This window comes from Nonomuraea sp. JJY05, assembly GCF_043496855.1.
Taxonomy (GTDB): Bacteria; Actinomycetota; Actinomycetes; order Streptosporangiales; family Streptosporangiaceae; genus Nonomuraea.
This window is the reverse complement of the sequence record NZ_JBIEIS010000033.1, coordinates 28531-50002: the sequence shown is the minus strand read 5'-3', so window position 1 is coordinate 50002 and position 21472 is coordinate 28531. Positions and strand designations below refer to the sequence as shown.

The 21472-nt window shown below is 72.8% G+C and carries 9 protein-coding genes; 6 read left to right on the top strand and 3 right to left on the bottom strand.

Annotated elements, in window-relative coordinates; genetic code table 11:
• Nucleotides 1–5: 5 nt before the first annotated feature.
• The 3 genes from ACFKCF_RS40635 to ACFKCF_RS40625 are packed head-to-tail and all read left to right on the top strand — an operon-like array spanning nucleotide 6 to nucleotide 12819.
• The gene (locus tag ACFKCF_RS40635) at nucleotides 6–10916 is read left to right on the top strand and encodes an amino acid adenylation domain-containing protein (RefSeq protein ID WP_394500665.1); all 10911 of its coding nucleotides are present in this window, start codon (nucleotides 6–8) and stop codon (nucleotides 10914–10916) included.
• Nucleotides 10903–12591 (top strand): ABC transporter transmembrane domain-containing protein, encoded by a 1689-nt coding sequence (locus ACFKCF_RS40630; RefSeq protein ID WP_394500664.1) that lies wholly within the window; start codon nucleotides 10903–10905, stop codon nucleotides 12589–12591. The genes ACFKCF_RS40635 and ACFKCF_RS40630 overlap by 14 nt, the downstream gene beginning before the upstream one ends.
• Before the next feature lie 18 nt (nucleotides 12592–12609).
• Complete coding sequence (locus ACFKCF_RS40625) at nucleotides 12610–12819, top strand: MbtH family protein (protein WP_394500663.1); 210 nt, start codon at nucleotides 12610–12612, stop codon at nucleotides 12817–12819.
• On the opposite strand, the gene ACFKCF_RS40620 is transcribed toward ACFKCF_RS40625, so the two are convergent.
• The gene (locus ACFKCF_RS40620; protein WP_394500662.1) at nucleotides 12812–13918 is read right to left on the bottom strand and encodes a cellulose binding domain-containing protein; all 1107 of its coding nucleotides are present in this window, start codon (nucleotides 13916–13918) and stop codon (nucleotides 12812–12814) included. The genes ACFKCF_RS40625 and ACFKCF_RS40620 overlap by 8 nt on opposite strands.
• Nucleotides 13919–13975: 57 nt before the next feature.
• Nucleotides 13976–15763 carry a cellulase family glycosylhydrolase gene (locus ACFKCF_RS40615; RefSeq protein WP_394500661.1) on the bottom strand — a complete coding sequence of 596 codons (1788 nt, stop codon included), beginning with the start codon at nucleotides 15761–15763 and terminating at the stop codon, nucleotides 13976–13978.
• A gap of 167 nt (nucleotides 15764–15930) precedes the next feature.
• Here ACFKCF_RS40615 and ACFKCF_RS40610 point away from each other — a divergent pair, with 167 nt between their 5' ends.
• Nucleotides 15931–17583, top strand: a complete 1653-nt coding sequence (locus ACFKCF_RS40610; RefSeq protein ID WP_394500660.1) for a hypothetical protein — start codon at nucleotides 15931–15933, stop codon at nucleotides 17581–17583.
• Between the two features lie 2 nt (nucleotides 17584–17585).
• On the opposite strand, the gene ACFKCF_RS40605 is transcribed toward ACFKCF_RS40610, so the two are convergent.
• Nucleotides 17586–19718, bottom strand: a complete 2133-nt coding sequence (locus ACFKCF_RS40605; protein WP_394500659.1) for a hypothetical protein — start codon at nucleotides 19716–19718, stop codon at nucleotides 17586–17588.
• A 136-nt stretch (nucleotides 19719–19854) separates the two neighbouring features.
• On the opposite strand from ACFKCF_RS40605, the gene ACFKCF_RS40600 reads away from it, so the two are divergent.
• Together ACFKCF_RS40600 and ACFKCF_RS40595 are read left to right on the top strand one after the other, a co-directional pair.
• A complete protein-coding gene (locus tag ACFKCF_RS40600) occupies nucleotides 19855–20250 on the top strand; it encodes a hypothetical protein (RefSeq protein WP_394500658.1) in 396 nt (131 codons plus the stop codon).
• A 208-nt stretch (nucleotides 20251–20458) separates the two neighbouring features.
• The gene (locus ACFKCF_RS40595) at nucleotides 20459–21292 is read left to right on the top strand and encodes a family 16 glycosylhydrolase (protein WP_394500656.1); all 834 of its coding nucleotides are present in this window, start codon (nucleotides 20459–20461) and stop codon (nucleotides 21290–21292) included.
• The last annotated feature ends 180 nt before the right edge of the window (nucleotides 21293–21472 follow it).

Here is a 21472-nt window from a genome sequence, read left to right as displayed (position 1 = left end):
CTTCGATGACGGAACCGAGCACTCGTCTCGCACTGCTCTCTCCCGCGCGCCTGGCCGACGTGCGCCGGCGGACCGGCGACTACTCCGACCGGACCATCGCCAAGGCGTGCGCCATCGGGCTGGCCTACTGGGCGAGCGGCCAGAGCCCCGACAGCCTCGACCTCACCTCCGGCACCCTGTTCGCCGACGTCCTCGGATGGGCCGACAACGGCGGGGACGGGGTCGCCGGCTGGGAGGTCGGCGCGGACGGCCGCAGCATCACCGTCCCCGAGGGCGTCGCGCCGGCCGACGCGCAGCTCGCCCTGGACGACCTGGCCGACTTCCCGGACCGGCCCATCGGCACCATCGGCCCGTCCAGCGTGGCTGCCCGGCTCGCGGCCCTGGCCGAGTGGAACGACAACGACGTCGACCGGGTCCGCCCGACCATCGTGGAGATGTTCCGCGAGCAGGCCAGGACCAGGCCGGACGCCGTCGCCATCGTCGACGGGAACCGGTCGCTGACCTACCGCGAGGCGGCCGAGCTGTCCAACCAGCTGGCCCACCACCTGATCGACGGCGGGCTCACCGCCGAGCAGATCGTCGGCATCTCGCTGGGCCGCTCCGCCGAGATGGTGATCGGCCTGCTGGGCGTGCTCCAGGCGGGGGGCGCGTTCGTGCCGCTCGACCCGCAGTGGCCCGCCGCGCGCCGGGCGGTCGTCATCGAGGACGCCGGGGTCGTGGCGCAGCTCAACGGCTCCGGCGAGCACGCCGCGGGCGAACCGGAGGCCGTGGCCGTCGACCTCGACGACTGGCGGTTCGGCTCGTATCCGACGGAGAACACCGAGATCGCCGTCCCCGGTCCCGCCCTGGCGTACGTGATCTTCACGTCCGGTTCGACCGGCCGGCCCAAGGGCGCGATGATCCGCCACGAGGCGATCAGCGAGCGCCTGCTGTGGCAGTCCCGCGAGATCCTGGGTTTCGGCCACGACGACGCCTCGCTGTTCAAGGCGCCGCTGTCGTTCGACATCTCCATCAACGAGATCTTCCTGCCGCTGGTGTGCGGCGGCCGGCTGGTCGTCCTTCGGCCCGGCGGCGAACGCGACCCGCACCACCTGCTGAGCGTGATCGCCGAGCAGCGCGTCACCTTCACCTACCTCGTGTCGTCCATGCTGGACGTGCTGCTGGAGATCGCGGGCGACTCCGGGCGGCTGGACAGCCTGCGGCACGTGTGGTGCGGCGGCGAGGTGCTGACCCCGGAGCTGTACGAGCGGTTCCGCACCCGGCTCGACATCCCCATGTACCACGGCTACGGCCCGGCCGAGACGACGATCGGCGTCTCGCACGTCATCTACCGGGGCGCGGCCGAACGCCTGTCGACGTCGATCGGCAAGGCCAACCCCAACACCGAGCTGTACGTGCTGGACGAGGAGCTGCGCCCGGTCCCGGTCGGCGTCGGCGGCGAGCTGTACGTGGGCGGCTTCCTCCTGGGCCGCGGGTACGTCAACGCGCCCGGCCTGACGGCGTCCCGGTTCGTGGCGAACCCCTTCGCCGGCGACGGGTCCCGGCTGTACCGGACCGGCGACCTCGCGCGGTTCGCCCCGGACGGGTCGCTGGACTTCCTCGGCCGGGCCGACAACCAGATCAAGATCCGCGGCATGCGGCTGGAGATCGAGGACGTCGAGATCGGCCTCGCGGAGCACCCCAAGGTGCGCCACACCTGCGTCGTCGCGAAGAAGAACGCGGCGGGCGGCACCTACCTGGTGGGGTACGTGATCCCGGCGGCCGGGAGCGGCGACCTGCGGGCGGACGAGGTCAAGGCGTGGGCCGCCGAGCACATGGTCGAGTACATGGTGCCCGCGCACGTCGTCGTGATGAAGGAGTTCCCGCTCACCGCCAACGGCAAGCTGGACCGGGGTGCCTTGCCGGAGCCGGCGGTCGAGACCGGCGCGATCGTCGCGCCGGCCACCGAGAACGAACGCCTGGTGTGCGCGGCGGTCGCGTCGGTGTTGCGGCTGGAGGAGGTCGGTGTCGACCAGAACTTCTTCCGGCTCGGCGGCGACAGCATCCTGGCGATCTCGCTGCTGAGCGCGCTGCGCGACGCGGGCCTCCACCTCACGGCGACGCAGATCTTCGCCGCCCGCAACGTGGGAGCGCTGGCGGCGGCGGCCACCCGCGACGACGTCTCCACGGTGGATCGCGGGGACGTCGCGACCGGCCCTGTCGCGGGGGCGCCCATCGTGCAGTGGCTCGGCGAGCGCACGGACGCGATCGACGGCTTCGTGCAGTCGGTGGTGCTGAACACCCCCGCCCACCTGTCCGCCGGCGCCCTCGGCGAGCTGCTCGCGGCCCTGGTCAGGCGGCACGACATGCTGCGCGCCAAGCTGGTGCGCGGCGACCGATGGGGCTTCGACATCCCGGCGGCGGACCAGGCGGTCGCCGGGTGGCAGGAGAGCGACCGGCCGCTCGACGAGTGCGTGGAGCTCGCCACCGGCGGGCTGGACCCGGACAACGGCGTGATGCTCCGTGCCGTCTGGCGGCGCGCGGCACGGCAGCTCGTCCTGGTCGCCCATCATGTGGTGATCGACGGCGTCTCCTGGCGGATCCTGATGGAGGACCTGGCCACGGCCTGGCGGCAGCTCACGTCCGGTGCGCCGATCGAGCTGCCGCCGGTGGGCACGTCGTTCCGGCGCTGGACGCAGCTGCTGGAGCGCGCGGCGTTCGACGCGGACCGCGACTACTTCCAGCGCCCCCTGCCGGGAGCGGACGGGCCGTTGGGCAGGCGTGCGCTGTCCGCGTCCGACACCGTCGCGCGTGAGAGGACCCGGGTCGTCCCGGTCGGCCCCGAGGTCACCGCCGCGCTGCTGGGCGAGATCCCGGCGAGGTTCCACGCGGGCGTCAACGACGTGCTGCTGACCGCGCTCGCCGTCGCCCTCGCCCGGTGGCGCCGCGACCTCGGACAGGACCAGACGTTCGCGCACATCGAGCTCGAGGGCCACGGCCGCGAGGGACGTTTCGTGGCGGACGCCGCCGGCTACGAGCCGGACCTGTCGCGGACCGTGGGCTGGTTCACCACGCTGTTCCCGGTGACCGTGGACCCCGGCGCGACGGCGGACTTCACCGCCCCCGCCTACCTGTCCGCGGCGCTCAAAATGGTCAAGGAGGACCTCGCCCGGGTGCCGAGCAACGGCGTCTCCTACGGCGCCCTGCGCTACCTGACCGGCACCCGGTTCGACGCGCCCGCCCCGCAGGTGCTGTTCAACTACCTGGGCCGTTACGACGCGGGCGCCTCCGGGGACTGGCGGCTCGCGGGCGCGACGGGGCAGCTGGGCGAGAAGCGCGACCCGGGGATGCGGCTGCCGCGCGCCCTGGAGTTCAACGCGATCGCCGAGCCCGGCGCGAGCGGCGAGTACGAGCTGCTCACCACCATCTCCTGGCCGGACGGGCTGTTCGCGGAGGAGGACGTCGCGACGATCGGCGCGTACTTCCGGGCGGCCCTGACCGGGCTGGCCGCGCTCGACCAGGGCGGCCACTCCCCCAGCGACTGCGCCGGGGTGTCGCTCACGCAGGCCGACGTCGACGCCCTGGACGGCCCGGCGCTGCGGGACATCCTGCCGCTGACCCCGTTGCAAGAGGGCCTGTACTTCCACTCGGTCTTCGACGACGACTCGGCGGGCAGCTACGTCGAGCAGCAGATCATGACGCTGGACGGTGACGTGGACGCCGGCCGGCTCGCGGCGGCGGCCACCCGGCTGTTCGAGCTGTTCCCGAACCTGGCCGCGCGGTTCGTGGCCCTCGCCGACGGCCGCGTGGTCTCGGTGCTGGACAGCGGGGTGGCGGCGCCGTTCACCACGCTGGAGCGCCCCGGCATCACCGAGGCCGAGATCCGCGACTACGCCGAACGGGATCGCCGCGCCGGGTTCGACCTGGCCGCCGGCCCGCTGATGCGATTCACCCTCATCCGCACGGGTTCCGGAGGGAACGTCCTGGTGCAGACCGTGCACCACATCATCGCCGACGGCTGGTCGGTGCCGCCGATGCTGCGCGCACTGCTGGCCGAGTATCACGCGCCGTGGACGGCGTACCCGCAGGGCGGCTTCGCCGACTACGTGCGCTCGCTGGCCGCGCGCGACGACGGCGAGAGCGACCGGGTATGGCGCGATCAGCTCGCCGGCCTGCCCGGCCCCTCGCTGGTCGCCGAGGGGCACACGCCGTCCGGCCGGTTCGCCGAGACCGCCGTGGAGCCGGACGACGACGTCGAAGCGGCCGCCCGGTCGGCGGGCGTGCCGCTGAGCGTGGCGGTGCACAGCGCGTGGGCGGTGACGCTGGGCGGCATCCTGCCCGGCCAGGACGTGGTGTTCGGCTCCACGGTGTCCGGGCGCGACGCGGACTTTCCCGGCGTCAAGGACATGGTGGGCCTGCTCATCAACACGATCCCCGTACGCGTGCGATGGGACGGCGCCACCACGGCGCGCGAGCTGCTCGCCTCGGTGCGGGACCACCAGAGCGCGGTGCTGCCGCACCAGCATGTCTCCCTGACCAGGATCGGCCGCCAGGCCGGCGGCGGCCCCCTGTTCGACACCCTGGTGGTGTTCGACGTCGCGACCGACGTGGACGCGCTGCGCGGGCCCGGCGACGAGTTCGCCATCACCGGCATCGCGAACGAGGGCGCCCCGCACTACCCGTTGACGCTGGTGGTGGAGCGCGCGCCCCACGGCCGGGCGCGCTTCAACCTGATCTACGACACCGAGCTGCTGCGGGAGAAGCGCGCCCGGGCGATCCTGCGTGCCTTCACCCAGATGCTGACCGGCCTGCTCACCCGGCCGGACGACCTGGTGCCGGACGGCGCCCGGCCGGACGGACCCGGGCAGCCCGCGCGGGCCACCTCGGCGACGCTGGGCGAGCTGTTCGACGCCGCCGCGGAGCGCGACCCGGCCGCCACCGCCGTCACCCAGTGCGGCCTCGACGGCGGCGCCCGGTCGCTGACCTACGGCGAGCTGGCGCGGGCGAAGAACGAGCTGGCCTCGGCACTGCGCGCGGCCGGGGTCGGGCCGGGCAAGCGGGTCGCGGTCGCCGTGCCGCGCTCCGTCGAGCAGGTCGTCGCCCTGGTCGCGATCGTCAGCGCGGGCGGCGCGTACGTGCCGCTGGATCTGGCGTACCCGGACGAACGGCTGGAGTACATCCTCGCCGACGCCGCCCCGCAGGTCGTGCTCGTGGACCGGGACCAGCGGGACCGGTTCGCGGAGCTGGCGGCCCGCGCGGGCGTGCCGGCCCGCGTGCTCGTGCAGGGGGACGAGCTGCCGGTGGACGCCACCGCGCCCGAGGTGAGCCCGCACGACCCGGCGTACGTGATCTACACCTCCGGATCGACCGGCAAGCCCAAAGGGGTCGTCGTCCCGCACTCCAGCGTGGTGTCGCTGCTCGCGAACACCCGGCCCGGCATGGACTTCGGCCCCGGCGACGTGTGGGTGCAGTTCCACTCCTACTCCTTCGACTTCGCGGTGTGGGAGCTGTGGGGCGCGCTGGCGCACGGCGGCGAGCTGCTGGTGCCGGAGTACGGGCTGACCCGCTCCCCGGCCGACTTCCACCGGCTGGTCCGCGAGCGCGCGGTGACCGTGCTCAACCAGACCCCGTCGGCGTTCTACCAGTTCATGGAGGCCGACCGGCACGCCGGCGAGCCGGTCACGGCGCTGCGCCGGATCATCTTCGGCGGCGAGGCGCTGGACCTCGGGCGGCTGCGCGGCTGGGTCGAGCGGCACGGCACGCGCTCGCCCGAGCTGGTCAACATGTACGGCATCACCGAGACCACCGTCCACGTCACGCACCGGGTGCTGACCGACGAGGACTTCGCCGCCGGCGACGACGTCAGCCCCATCGGCGGCCCGATCCCCGGCCTGGTCACCTACCTGCTCGACGACCGGCTCCGGCCGGTGCCGCCGGGCCGGGTGGGCGCCATCTACGTCGCCGGGGACCAGGTGTCGCTCGGCTACCTGGGCAGGCCGGGGCTCACCGCGAGCCGGTTCGTGGCCAACCCGTTCGCGGGCGACGGCTCCCGCATGTACCACACGGGCGACCTCGCCCGCCGCACGCTCGACGGCGAGCTGGAGTTCGCCGGCCGCGCCGACGACCAGGTGCAGCTCAAGGGGTTCCGCATCGAGCTCGGCGAGGTGGAGTCCGCGATCAGAGAGCTCGACGGCGTGGTCGACGCGGCCGTCACCGTGGCCGGAAGCGGTGATCACCTGGTCGCGCACGTCGTGGGCCGGGTACCCGGCGACGTCACCGGCCTGCTGTCGGCGAAGCTGCCCGCGCACATGGTGCCGCGCCGGGTGCTGCGGGTCGACGCCCTGCCGCTGACGGTCAACGGCAAGCTGGACCGCAAGGCCCTGAGCGAGCATGCCGAGCAGGACGACCGCGAGCACGCCGCGCCGCAGGACACCCCGGTGCCCGCGGGCGACTCCGCGCTCGCCGCGCTGGTCGGCATCTTCGCCGACGCGCTGCCCGGCTGCGAGGTGGACGGCGACACAGACTTCTTCAGGGCCGGAGGCGACAGCATCGTCGTCATCACCGTGGTCAACCGGGCCAGGGCGCTCGGACTGACGATCACTCCACGGGAGGTGTTCCTGCTCAGGACGCCGCGCGCACTCGCCGGGCACCGGGGAACGCCTCAGGCCACGCAGGCCACGCAGGCCATGTCCGCGGGTCCCGAGGACGGCCCGGTGACGCCGACGCCGATCATCCTGCGCCAGCGGGAGCTGGGCGGCTCTCTCGCCCGCTTCGCCCAGGCCAGGACGCTGGTTGCGCCCGAGGGGGCCGGGTTGGCGGACGCCGAGCGCGCCGCGAACGCCGTCGTGGCCGCGCACCCGGCGCTCCGGCTGCGGCTGCGCGTCGAGCACGGCGTGTGGGCGCTGCGCACCGAACCCGCCCGCGAGGTCACCGTCGCCCGCACGGACGCGACCGACGCGACGGCCGTCGCGAACGAGGCCGCCGGACGGCTCGATCCCGCGTCCGGGGAGATGATCGCGTTCTCGTGGCTGGCGGCGAGCCGGACGCTGGTGGTCACCGTGCACCACCTCGCCGTCGACTCGGTGTCCTGGCTGGTCCTGCTGGACGACCTGGCCGCCGCCATGCGCGGGTCGGCCCTGACCGCGCCGACCACGTCCTACGCCGAGTACGCCGACGCGCTGGCGACGGGGTCCGCCCAGGTGATCGACGACCTCGGGCACTGGGTCACCACGCTCGAAGCGCCCCCGCTGCTGCCCGTGGCCGAAGGGCTGCGCGAGATCATGGTCGAGGTCGCGCCCGAGGCGAGCGCCCTCGTGACGCGTACCGCGCCCGCGACACTCGGCGTCGGCGTCACCGAGCTGCTGTGCGGCGCGCTGCGGACGGCGCTGACGTATGTCCAGCCGTCACCCACGGACCTCGCGATCGAGCTGGAGCGGCACGGCCGGGTCCCGGTGCTCGAACACCACGACTACACCCGCACGGTCGGCTGGTTCACCTCCATCGCGCCCGTACGGCTCACCGCGCACACCGACCCCGTCGCGGCGGCGCGCGAGGTCGCGGCACGACAGCCGGACGAGCGCGGGCACGTCGCCTACGGCCAGCTCAGGTACCTCAACCCGCAGACGGCACCGCTGTTGAACGCGCGCCCGCAGGTGCTGTTCAACTACCTCGGCCGGGGCAGCGAGTCCCAGGCGCTCCAGATCGCCGGCGGCGACCCGGGCAGCCCGTACGCGGTCGAGGTCAACGCGTGGATCGACGCGGCCACCGGAAGCCTGCGCGCGGCCTTCACCCTCGCCGACGGCGTCCCCGACGAGCTCGCCGAGCACTGGCGGTGCGCCCTGGAGCGGATCGCGGAGGCCGCGGCGACGGCCGAGTGGACGGCACCGGTCACCCCGCTCCAGAAGGGCCTGTTCTTCCAGGCCCAGCTGGCGGGGCCGGCCGGGCACTACGTCGCCCAGAACTACTTCACCTTCGACCGGCGGCTGGACACCGGTGCCCTGGCAGAGGCGATGGCGTACGTGATCGCGCGGCACCCGGTCGTGGGCGCCGGTTTCACCACCGACGCCGGCGGTGACCCCGTCCAGGTCCTCGCGGCGGGCCGGCGGGTCGACGTCCGCACGGTCGAGCTGTCGACGGATGCGGAGGTGGAGGCCCTGAGCGCCCGGGACCGCGACACGGGCTTCGACCCGGGCGAGCCGCCGCTGATCCGGCTGACCGTGGTGCGCCTGCCCGGCGACCGCGACGGGCTGCTGCTGAGCTACCACCTGCTGCTGTGGGACGGCTGGTCACGCGAGATCGTGCTACGGGACCTGTTCGACGCCTATCAGGCCGTCGTCGCGGGACAGCCGCCGGCCCCGGCCCCGGCCACGCCGAGCTTCGAGGACTACGCCCGGGCGCTCGCCGCCAGGGACCTCGCCCCGTCGGAACGCTTCTGGGCGGAGCACCTGACCGGCCTCCCGGGCCCGACGCTGCTCGCCGGACCCTCGCCGTCGCTGCCGGACGAGCTGCCGCGCGCCCTCGTGCGCACGCTGCGGGCCGAGCAGTCGGACCTGCTGCGCGAAGCGGCCAGGACCCACGGCGTCACGCTGAACTCGGTGCTGACCGGCGCGTTCGGCCTGCTGCTGGGCGCGCACACGGGCCGGAGCGAGGCGGTGTTCGGCGTGACCGTCTCCGGCCGGGAGGGCGAGGGCCTGTCCGGCATCGTCGGGGTGCTGCTCAACACCGTGCCCATGTGGACGCGGGCCCGGCCGGACGACACGGTCAGGGAGTACCTGTCCGCCGTGCAGGCGGCCAGGGTCGCGGCGATGGAGCACGAGCACCTGGGGCTCGGCGAGATCCAGCGGGCCAGCGGGCACGACACGCTGTTCGACAACCTGTTCGTGCTCCAGAACTTCCTGGACCTGGACGCGCTCGCCACCATGAACGCCCGGCACGGCATCACCGAGGTGCGCGCCGAGGACTCCACGCACTACCCGTTCACCTGGGTCGTCACGCCCGGCGACCGGCTCACGATCAAGCTGGAGCATCGCGACGGCGACGCGGAGCGCGCCCGCCGCCTCCTGGACGACTACGTGCGCGTGCTCGAGGAGCTGGCCCGCTCGACCGGGCCGGTGGGCGCGCTGCGGGGTCTCGGGCCGGAGCCCGAGCCGGCCGTACGTACGCAGGTCGGCACGGACACCGTGGTCGACCGGTTCGACCGGGCGGCGGACAGCAGCCCGCAGCGGGTCGCGCTCGTCGCCCACGGCCGGACCATGACATTCGCCCAGCTCAGGGACCGCAGCCGCGCGGTGGCGGGGGTGCTCGCCCGGCGCGGCATCGGGCCCGAGACGACCGTGGGCCTGGCGATCCCGCGCTCTCTCGACTCGATCGTGGCGCTGTTCGCCGTGCTGCGCGCCGGGGCCGCGTACGTGCCGCTGGAGCTGGACCACCCGGACGAGCGGATCGCCGCGATCGTCGCGGACGCCCGCCCGGACGTGATCCTCACCGTGAGCGCGGTCGCCCCCCGGCTGACCGGCGACCTGATCGAGCTGGACCGCCCCCTGCCCGAGGCCGAGCCGTTCACGACGTTCGCGCCGGACGACCCGGACCGCCTGCGGCACCCGGCGTACACCATCTACACCTCCGGCTCGACCGGGAAGCCCAAGGGCGTGGTGACCGAGTACGCCGGGCTCACGAACATGCTGATCAACCACCAGCGCCGGATCTTCGAACCGGTGCTGGCGCGGCACGCGCACCGGCTCTTCCGGATCGCGCACACCGTGTCGTTCGCGTTCGACATGTCGTGGGAGGAGCTCCTGTGGCTCGCCGATGGCCACGAGGTGCACATCTGCGACGAGGAGCTGCGGCGCGACGCGCCCCGGCTGGTCGAGTACTGCCTGGAGCACGGGATCGACGTCATCAACGTCACCCCCACCTACGCGCAGCAACTGGTGGCCGAGGGCCTGCTCGACGACCCCGCGCGGCGGCCCGCGCTGGTGCTGCTGGGCGGCGAGGCGGTCACCCCGGCGCTGTGGCGCCGGCTGGCCGAGACCGAGGGGACGGTCGGCTACAACCTGTACGGCCCCACCGAGTACACCATCAACACCCTCGGCGTCGGCACCTTCGAGTGCCAGGACCCGGTGGTGGGCGTGGCGATCGACAACACCGGCGTGTACGTGCTGGACCCGTGGCTGCGGCCCGTGCCGGACGGCGTGCCCGGCGAGCTGTACGTGTCGGGCATCGGCATCGCGCGCGGCTACCTCGGGCAGCCCGCCCAGACCGCGCACCGGTTCGTCGCCTGCCCGTACGGCGAACCCGGCGAGCGCATGTACCGCACCGGCGACCTCGTGGTGCGCCGGCCCGACGGGAACCTGATGTACCTGGGCCGCACCGATCAGCAGGTCAAGATCCGGGGGCACCGGGTCGAGCCGGGCGAGGTCGAGGCCGCGTTCGAGGCGCACCCGGCGGTGCGGTTCGCCGCCGCGGTCGCCCAGCCGGACCCGCAGGTCGACGGCGCGTACCGGCTGGCCGCCTACCTCGTGCTGGGCGACTCCGACCTCGCGACGGTCGCCGCGGAGGTGGGCGCCGGGCTGCCGGACTTCCTGCGCCCGACGCATTACGCCCAGGTCGACGCCATCCCGCTGACCGTGAACGGGAAGGCCGACGCCAAGGCGCTGCCGGAGGCCAGGCCGCTGGGCGCGCTGACCACGGCGGGCGAGCGCGGCCCGGAGACCGAGACCGAGACCGTGGTGTGCGAGTTCTTCGCCGAGGCGCTGGACCTGGACGACGACGAGGTGAGCGCGGTGAGCGACTTCATGTCCCTCGGCGGGCACTCCATGCTGGCGGTGCGGCTGATCGGGCTGCTCCGCCGCGAGTACGGTCCCGTGATCACCATTCGTGACCTGTTCGCCCTGCGGACCCCCGAAGCGATCGCCCGGCACCTCGATGACAACTGCTGACCGTACGGGGTCCGGCATCCTGCGGACCGCACTGCGCCGCAACGCGGGCGCCATGGCCTGGGGCACCGTCCTCATGGGCATGTACCAGGCCGGCGAGACCGCCTTCCCCATCGCGCTCGGCCTGATCGTCGAGCACACGATGCGCGAGCGCAGCCTCGGCGCGCTCGCGTTGTCGATCGCCGCGCTGGCCGTGATCATCACGACGGTGTCGCTGTCGTGGCGGTTCGGGATGCGCATCCTGCAGAAGGCGAACACGACCGAGGCGCACCGCTGGCGGGTGCGGGTCGCGGCCTGCGGGCTCCAGCCGGTGGCCAGGGACGTCGACCTCAAGTCCGGGGAGGTCCTGACCATCGCCACCGAGGACGCCGACCAGACCGCCGACATCATCGAGGTGGTGCCGCTGCTGGTCAGCTCGCTGGTCGCGGTGCTGGTCACGGCGGTCGCGCTGGGCACGGCCAACGTGTGGCTCGGCGTGCTGGTGATCGTGGGAACCGTCGCGATCCTGTCGATCCTGAGCGTGCTGTCCAGGCGGATCGGCGCCGGCACCCGCGAGCAGCAGGCCCGGGTGGCCCGGGCGGGCGCGAAGGTCGCCGACCTGATCACCGGCCTGCGCCCGCTGCACGGCTTCGGCGGCACCCACGCGGCGTTCCTGTCCTACCGGAGGGTCAGCTCGGAGGCGAGGAGCCAGGCGATCATCGTCGCCAAGGTGAACGGCGCGTACGCCGGCGCCGCGCAGACGCTCAACGCGGTCCTCGCCACCGCGGTGACCCTGACGGCGGGGTGGCTGGCGTTCGACGGCCGGATCACCATCGGGCAGCTCGTCATGGCCGTGGGGCTGGCGCAGTTCATCATGGAACCGCTCAAGCTGTTCTCGGAGATGCCGAAGTACGTGATGATCGCGCGCGCGTCGGCCGAGCGGATGGCGCTGGTGCTGGCCGCGCCCGCGGTGATGACGCCGGGGGCGCAAAGCCCGTCCGCGGGCGGAGACCTGGAGGTCGACAGCGTCCGGTACGGGTCGCTGCGCGAGCTGAAGTTCCACGTGTCCGCCGGCGAGTTCGTGGCGATCGCCGCCTACCGGCCGCGCGCGGCGGCCGATCTCGCCTCGATCCTGGCGGTGAACGTCCCGCCCGGCGCGTACGAGGGGGTGGTGCGGGTCAGCGGGCGGGAGATGGAGGACCTGTCGGTCGAGGCGGTCCGCGAGCGCATGCTGGTGAACCCGTACGACGGGGAGATCTTCGCGGGCACCCTGCGCACGAACATCGACCCGGCGGGCACCGGCCGCCTGCTCCCCGAGGCCGTCGAGGCGTCCATGCTGATCGACGTCGTCGCCCTGCACCCCGAGGGGCTCGACTACGGCGTCCGCGACCGGGGCGCCAACCTCTCCGGCGGGCAGCGCCAGCGGCTGTCCCTGGCCCGCGCCCTCGCCGCCGACGCCGACATCCTCGTCCTGCACGACCCGACGACGGCCGTCGACGCGGTCACCGAACAGCTCATCGCGCGCAACCTCGCGCAGCTGCGCCGGGGCCGGACCACCGTCGTGATCACCAGCAGCCCGGCCCTCCTGGACGCCGCCGACCGGGTCCTGGTCCTGGACGACGGCGTCATCACCGCGGAGGACACCCATCGCAACCTGCTCACCACCGACGAGAACTACCGCCTGGCCGTGGCCCGGTGAACCCAGAAGGGACGAAGCATGACCACCAACCCGTTCGACGACGCCGACGGCCGCTTCCTGGTCCTGGTGAACGCCGAGAACCAGCACTCCCTGTGGCCCTCCTTCGCCGAGGTCCCCGCCGGCTGGACCGTCGTCCTCCCCGAGAGCGGCCGCGCCGCCTGCCTGGACTACATCGAGCGGCACTGGACCGACCTGCGCCCCCGTTCGCTGGCCGAGGGGCTCAGCTGAGCACGCAGCTCACCTGGGGCGGCGTGTTGGTCGCGTTGTTCCAGGTGGCGTTGAAGCCGTACGCGGTCGACGCGCCGACCGGCAGGCTGCCGTTGTAGGAGGCGTTGCGTGCCGTGACGGTGGCGCCGTTCTGCGTGAGTACGGCGTTCCACGATTCGCGGGCCTGCTGGCCGTCGGCGAAGGTGAGGGTCGTCGTCCAGGCGGAGGCCGCGCGCGTGGCGGTGTTCTTCACCGTGACCTCGGCCTGGAAGGCGCCGCCCCACTGGGAGATCACCCGGTAGGTGGCGGTGCACCGGCCGTCACCGGACGTGGGAGTCACGGTCGGGGTCGGGGTCGGAGTCGGGGTCGGGGTCGGGGTGGGGGTGGGCGTGGTCGGCGGGATCACGCCGTCGAGCACCCGCGCGAGGGCCGGGTACCAGCGGTCGGCCATCTTCTGGAAGCCGGCGTCGTTGGGATGCACCCCGTCGCCGGTGTCCGTGGCCGGGTTGAAGCCGGTCCACTGGTCCACGACGACGATGGGCGACTGCGCGGTCGTGAGACCGGCGGCCCAGCCCGGGATCGCGTTGTCGAGCGCCGTCACACTGGCCGCGCAGGTGGGGCAGCCGGACGGATTCATGGGGATGATCTGCGCCACGATGATCTTCATGTTGGGGTTGCTCGCCCGCATCTGACCGACCAGCTTCGTGTACGCGGCCAGAACGCTGCTGGTCGGGATGAAGCCGCCCCACATGTCGTTGGTGCCCAGGTGCATGAGGACGATGTCGGGCCTGGCCGCGGCCAGCCACGGCGGCAACTGGTTCTGGTCGGCGATGCCGGTGGCGGAGTAGCCGCCGTGGCCCTCGTGGTCGCCGTCGTAGGTGTAGCCGTAGTTGCAGCCGCCGTCGGGGTCGCTGCCGACGAAGTCGATGCCGGTGTACCCGGTCGTCTGCAGGCGGTGCCAGAGCATGGCGCGCCAGCAGCCGGGTCCGGCGGTGATGGAGTCGCCAAGCGGCATGATGCGCACAGGCGCCGCCGCCGACGTGGCGGGCAGGGCGGCCCCGAGGGTGACCGCCAGCAGAACGGCGGTGAGGAGGGCGTACAGGTGGGATCGGCGAAGCATCGGGACTCCCCATGTGAAGGAGGCCGGGCCCGCCTGGCGGCAGGCCCGGCCGGGGTGCTACGAGTAGGGGTTCTGGGTGAGCAGGTGTGCCTTGAAGCCCTCGCCGTACGTGCTGGTGGGGGTGCCGTTGTAGTCGGTGATGAGGACGTTGCCCTGGCTGCAGCCCCACGGGTTCCAGGTCCAGGCCGTGTATCCGACGCCGTGCGCGTCGGCCCAGGCCATCACCTGGTCGATGTAGTCGTGGGCGCAGGAGTTCTGCCCGATCTCACCGGCGTGCACGGGCACCTGCGCGGCCACGGCGCCGACCTGGCTGTTCCAGCAGGAGACGTTGGAGCAGGTGTTGAAGTTGTAGGTGTGCCAGGCGGCCATCAGGTTTCCGGCCGGGTCGGTCGGCTTGTAGGTCAGCCACTGGCTCAGGTCGTTCGACCAGGCCAGGCCGCCGAGCATGATCACGTTGGTGGCGCCGGTGGCGCGCACGGCGTTGACCAGCGACTGCATGCCGGCCACCTGGTAGCCGATGCCGGTGCAGGTGCCGCCGTCGCGCCAGCAGGTCCAGCCGGCGGTCGCGTTCCAGTTCGCGGCGGCGTCCGGGTAGGGCTCGTTGAACAGGTCGAAGATGACCGCGTTGTTGCCCTTGAACGCGTTCGCCACGCCGGTCCAGAAGGTGGGCGCGTACTGGGCGTCGGGCATCGGCTTCTGGCAGGTCGCCGCGGTGTCGGAACAGCCGGCGCCCTGACCGGTGTACTGGCCGTAGTTCCAGTGCATCTCCACGATCGGCGTGACGCCGTTGTTCACGAGCAGGTTCACGTAGTCCTTGACGTTCTGCTGGTACGTGGCGCCGCTGGGCGAGCCGTTGGTGCCGATCCAGCACTCCTCGTTCAGCGGGATCCGGACCGCGTGGATGTTCCACGCCTTCATCGCGTCGATCGAGGCCTTGTCCACCGGGCCGCTGTCCCACATGCCCTTGCCCTGCACGCAGGCGAACTCGCCGCTGGCCCGGTTGACGCCCAGCAGCCGGTAGGTGTTGCCGTTGCTGGCGACCAGCTTGTTCCCGGAGACGCGCAGAGCCGGCGCCGGGAGATTGGTGCCGTCGTCGTCATCGGTCTCGGTGGCGTTGACCGTGACGCTGGTCAGGCCGGAGGAGGCGACGCTGATGGGCCGGGTGCCGTTCATCCTGTCGGTGTCCTGCGCGGCGCGGAGCGTCACGCTCTGCGCGGTGTTCCAGTTGGCCGTGGTGAAGGTCAGGGAGGCGCCGGCGCTCACGGTGATGTCGCTGTCGCCGGTGCCCGCGGTGCTGGTGACCGTCACGTTGCCGGACGGCTGGGACTGCAGGCGGACCGTGTAGCCGGCGGTCCCGCCCTCGGGCACGTTCAGGCTGGTCGGGGTGACCACCAGAGCCTGCTGCTGCGGGCCTCCGGTGCCGTTGCCGGCGCACGAGACGCTGGGCGGCGGGTTGTTGACGCCGCCGGTGTACGTGCCGTTGAAGCCGACGGTCCACGTCGCCCCGGTGCCCTTGGCGGCGTTGTAGGAGGTCGGGTTGACGGTGACGGCCGCACCCGCCGGGGTGGGGGTGGCCGGGGTCGGCACGCCCTCCCACATCTGAGTGATCACCTGGTTGCCGGGGAAGTCGAAGCTCAACGACCACGTGGTCAGCGGGTCACCGGTGTTGGTGACCGTGATGTTGGCGCCGAAGGCGCTGCCGTTGTCCCAGACCTTGGAGTAGGTGGCCGAGCACGAAACGGCGGCGTCAGCGGCGGTCTGCGCGGTGGCGAGACCGAATCCGGCGAGCAGCACGGCGGCCGCGGCCGCCGCGGCTCTGCGCCATGAGTTCCGGGGGATGGACATGGGGTTCTCCGTGACCTTTATGAATGGGAGCGCTCCCAAACGTTCTTCCCGACCGGTCCCCTTCGCAAGAACGCGCCCGGCCCTGGGCAGGGAGCAGCCACGCCGACCTTGAACAAGGCGGCGAACGCTGCTGAAACTTTCATCATGCGATTTCGTGGGGAGGGGCGGTGAGCGGCGAGCGCCGGCTTCGCGTGCCGGTCGGGGACGAGGCTTCCCGGTGGCGCACGGTCGGCTCCAGCCGCACGGTCCTCGCGGTGGCGCGCACGGTGACCTCGGCCGGCCGGCTGCTCGAGATCCTGCCGTTGTTCCGGTCCGATCCTCGCGTGCAGGTGCTGTTCACCGTCGCGGCCGGCTCGGCGTTCGACGACGGCCTCGGAGATTACCTGCGCAGCGTCCAGGCGCGGACCTTGCCCTGGTCGCAGGCCGTGGAGACGCCGTTCCACCTGGCTGTCTCGGCCAGCGCCAACGGCGCGTTGCATCAGCTGAAGGCCCCGCTGCTGGTAGTGCCGCACGGCGCCGGGTACAACCGGCTCCTCAGCCCGGCGGACGGCCCCGAGGGCGGGGTCTCCGGCCTGGCGCGGCGCCAGCTCGTCCACGAGGGCCGGATCGTGCCGGCGGCCATCGCCCTGTCGCATCACGAGCAGCTCGCGCGGCTGAAGCGCGACTGTCCCGAGGCGGTCCCGCGGGCCGTGGTGGTCGGCGACCCGGTGTTCGACCGGATCCGGGCCAACCTCTCCCGGCGTGACCGCTATCGGCGAGCCCTGAAAGCGGGCCCGCACCGCAGGCTCGTACTGGTCAGCTCCACGTGGGGTGCGCATTCCCTGCTCGGCGCGAACGGCGACCTGGTGGCCCGGCTGGTGGCCGAGCTGCCCGTCGACGAGTACCAGGTCGTGCTGGCCGCGCATCCCAACGCCTGGTACGGCCACGGCGGCCTGCAGGTACGCCTGTGGCTGGCCGACGCCCGTGACGGCGGGCTGCTGCTGCTCCCGCCGCAGCAGGGCTGGCAGGCCGCCCTCGTGGCCTCGGACGTCATCGTCGGCGATCACGGCTCCGTCACCTTCTACGGCGCCGCCCTGGGCCGTCCGGTGCTCCTGGCCTCCTCCGGCCGGGAGGTGGCCGAACTCGACCCGGACTCCCCCACCGCCCTGCTGTCCCGGACCCTGCCCCGGCTGAACCCGGCGGGCGCCGTGCTGCCGCAGCTCGAACAGGTCATGGCGGCCCACGGGCCGCACGACGACGTCACGGGACGCACCCTCGGCATGCCCGGTCAGGCGGACGTTCTGCTGCGGCGCCTGGCGTACCGGCTGATGGAGCTGCCCGAGCCCGCCGCGCCCGCGGCCGCCCGGCCACTCGACGAGCCGCGGCCCGAGTGCGGCGAGGTGCTCTCCTTCGAGGTGGAAGCGGTGGTCGGCCGCGACTGCGTGACCGTACGCCGATACCCCGCCGTCCTGGAGCGCCGATCCGGCGGCCAGGTGGGTGACCCGCATCTGGTCGTGGACGCCGAGGAGGTGAACCCGCGGCTGCTGGAGAACGCCGCGATCGTGGTCGGCCGGGACACGCGGCCGGGCTGGGCGGAGGAGACACTGCGACGGTACCCCGGCTGCTTCATGACGGCCGAGCTCGCCGGCGACCGGTCGATCGGCTTGACGTTGAGGGAAGGGGAACGCCTGCGGGTCAGCGCCCCCGGCGATGTCGATCCCCGATGCCTGCCGTCCGCGGTGTACGGCTGGCTCGTGCGGGGCCGGAGCCTGGAGGATCTTCGTTCCGGGATCACCGTCCGGGTGGGCGATCGGCAGGTGGTCGTCACCGGTGACGCCTGAGATCAGGGTTGGTCCACGGCGGCCAGGCGGGCACGCAACGTCTCGGCCCTGGGCAGGTTGCCCGAGGCGAGGCAGACCGTCAGGGCCCGCCGCAGGCAGTCGGCCGCCTCCTCGCGGTCACCGCCGTCCTCGGCCAGCTCCGCCAGGAGCTCCCACGCCTGGGTCTCCTTCACCGGCACCCGGCACTCGCGCGTGATCTCCGCGGCGGCCCGCGCCGACCGGATCGCGTCGGCGCGACGTCCGAGCCCGCGCTGGGCCCTGGCCAGCTCCAGGTGGATCCGCCCCTGGCTGAGCGCGTCTCCGGCGGCGGCCATGAGCGGCAGGGCGCGGCCGAGGACGGCCGCCGCCTCCCCGTGCCGGCCGGCGTCCAGATGGGCGAGGCCGAGGTGGTACAGCTGCATGCCGGCCCCGCGGCCGTTGCCCGCCCGCTCGTGAATGGCCAGGGCCGCGGCGAAGCTCTCGGCGGCGGCGTCGGGCTCCGCCTGGGCGAGGGCGGCCCGGCCCAGCGATTCCAGGATCACCGCCTCCATCCTCGGGTCGCCGGACGCGCGTGCCGCTTGCCGGGCCCGTACGAGCTGATCGTGAGCCTGGTCGAGCTCGCCGAGCATCAGCCGGGCGCGCGCCACCTGGTTGCGCATCCTCGCCTCCACGGCGGGAGCTTGCAGGCGGAGCGCGGCTTGCACCCCCAGAGCGTTGGCCTCGGCGCAGTCGGCGTGATAGCCGCGATCGTGGTGCAGCGGCCAGAGGGCTTCGGCCAGCTGCCAGACGGTCTCGTCCCACTCGCGCGCGGCGGCGGCGCGCAGCACCGCCAGCAGGCCGGCGCGTTCGGCGTCCAGCCAGTCGAGGGCTTCGCCGCGCGAGGCGAACGACCAGCCGGCGCCGGAAAGCCGCTCACCGTGGTCGGCCAGCCGCAACCTCTTGCCCATCGCGGCGTCGGCGGCGGCCGCCCCGGTCAGATACCACTCCGCCGCCCGCCGCAGCGCCGACTCCCGCGCCTCAGGCGGGTCCACGCTTCGGGCGCGACGGGCCGCGTGCAGGCGTACGAGGTCATGCATGCGGTAGCGGTCCTGCGCGAACTCCTCGACCAGATGCGCGTCGAGCAGCAGGTCCAGCGCCTGATCCGGCTCGTCGTCCAGCACGGCGGCGGCCAGCCCCGGGCTGAACGCGCTGCCGGGCAGCACGCCGAGCAGCCGGTAGAGCCGGGCGGCGCTCTCCGGCAATCCCTCGTAGACAGCCTCGAAGAACGCGTCCACGAACACCCCGCCCTCCGAAGCCGCCCGGTCGAGCCGCCGTCCGGCTTCGGCCAGGTCCCGGAGCAGCCGCTCGACCGACCACACCGGGTGCCGCAGCAGCTGCGCACCGGCCATCCGCAGGGCGATCGGCAGGCCGCCGCACAGCCGCACCAGCTCGATGGCGTGCGCCCGCTGGCCGTCGACGCGTTCCTCCCCGAGCATCCCGGTCAGCAGCCGCAGCCCCTGCTCGACGTCCAGCGGGCCCACCGTGATGGGCACCGCGCCCTCGGCGAGCAGCCCGCGCAACTGCCGATGGCTGGTCACCACCACGGCGCTGCCGGGCGAGGCCGGGCACAGCGGCGTCACCTCCGCGGCGTGCTCCGCGTCGTCCACCAGCACGAGCAGCCGCGACCCCGCCGTCATCGACCGGAACATCGCCGCCCGCTCCGGCAGCTCCTCCGGGATCCAGCTCTCGTGGACGCCGAGCGCCCGCAGGAAGGCGGCGAGCACGTCGCTCACCCCGGTCGCTCCGCCGTGCCGCAACGCCCCGAGATCCACGTAGAGCTGGCCGTCGCTGAAGCGCTCCCGCGCCTGGTGTGCCCAGCGGCGCCCGACCGCGCTCGTACCGACCCCCTTCAGGCCGCTGACGACCGCCACGGCGGGGCCGTCGGCGAGGTGCCGGTCGAGCAACGACAGCTCAAGGGTCCTGTTGACGAAACCGGGCGGCTCCGCGGGCACCTGCCGGGGGACCCGGACGGGGGCGGCGGGCACGGTGCCGATGTTGATGACGCCGACGTCCGCGGCCTGCACCACCGCGCCGGTCACCTGCCCGGAGAGCTCATTGCGGACGCTTCCGCCCCCGCCGGCGCTCACCATGCCCCATGAACGCTTTTCGCCGGTCACGATTCAGGAGTGTTCCCCCAGCCGGGACGTCGGCGAGGGAAGCCATAACCGATCGGCATGAGTGCCCGTCCCGCGCCCGCTCGCCCCGGTGCGGCCCTACGCTCGAAGGACACCTCTCACACGTGAAAGAGGAGCGATGGATCCGAGCGTCATCGCCACCTTGGCGGCGGTGGTCTCCGCCATCGCCGGCGGCGCCGCGGGCGAGGCCGGCAAGAGCGCATGGGGCTCGCTGACGGCTCTGGTGCGGCGGCGGTTCGGCACGGATGCCGCCGTCACGGCCGCCCTGGAGCAAGCCGGCACGAGGTCACCGGAGGAGACGACGCGCGTCCTGGTGGACCACGCGGACGCGGACGCCGAGTTCCAGCGGTCGCTGGCCGATTGGGCCGGCGAAACGGCCCGGCTCCTCCAGTACAAGCACGACGTGAGCAACACCATCAGCGGCAACGCGCGCGTCACCGGCACGGTCATCCAGGCCGGCGACATCTCCGGCTCCATCAACCTCGGCACGCCAGGTTCATCCGAACGCCGATGAGGAGCCGTGACTACGGTGGCGGATGCGACGGACGATGAGGCATACTGATCCGGCCTGACCATGATCATTAGCCCGGTTCAGGGCCGCCGGTGGCATTGCCTCACTTCTCATCGTGCGTAAGGAAGAAATGTCCGATCAGGAAATCAATCGGCGTACATTCTTGGCCTCGGCGGCGGCAGCCGGCGGCATGGGCCTGGGGCTTTCCTTCATGCCTTCCGGAGCCCAGGCCGAATCCTCAGCCCCCGACCGCGCCCGCCGCAGCTCGGCCACCTGGCAGAACCTCGTCGAGAAATCCTCCTTCGACAGCCAGACCGCCTTCAACGCGTCGTGGAACCAGCTGTACCCCTGGGACGGCGACGAGGACACCCACAACGGCGCCGCGCAGATGGACGCCGGCCAGGTCTCCCTCAGTCAAGGCGTGCTGACCCTGAAGGCGACCCGGCTGTCCGCCTCGCCCGGGACGAGCCCGCATGAGCCGCACGCCCCGCTGTGGTACCGCTCCGGAGCCATCCACGCCAAGCCGCAGATCATCGTCAACGACGATTACCCCGAGTACGACATCGAAGGCGAGTTCCAGACCCAGACCGGGCCGGGCATCTGGCCGGCTTTCTGGACCACCGGCATCTGGCCGGCGTGGCCGCCGGAGAGCGACATCCTGGAATACGTCGGCGTCAACGAGCAGGGCGAGGCCGTCAACTTCTTCAACACCTACTACAAGACAGCCGGCGGAGCGGCGACCTACCAGCGTTCCGAGGTCCCCGTAGCCGATCCGAACGACGGGTTTCACAAATATCGGGTCTGGATGTACAAGAGCGGCGACGACGTCAAGCTCGACTACTATTTCGACGGCGATTACGTGGACACCCACATCGGGTACGGCTGGGCCGGCGTCCCGCAGCGGCTCATCATCAACCTGCAGATGGGCTCCTGGGCCGCCAACATCGAGCAGGGCGACGACGGCTGGGCCGACCAGCGCCCCGGTCCTGACGGCGACACCTATTTCCGCGCTCGCAACGTGTGGTTCGGCCGTACGGTCGCCTGACGGAGCTCGGGGCCAAGGTGCAGCGGGCCAAGGTGCAGCGGGCCAAGAAGCCGGCTCCCACCAGGCCGCACCCGTCGGCGCCCGACACCCCGCCGGCCAGCAAGCTGCCGGCGCCGGGGGCGGGGCTGGTGGATCGCATCCGCGATGCCCTCACCGGCCGGGGGGGCGCTCCTGACGCCA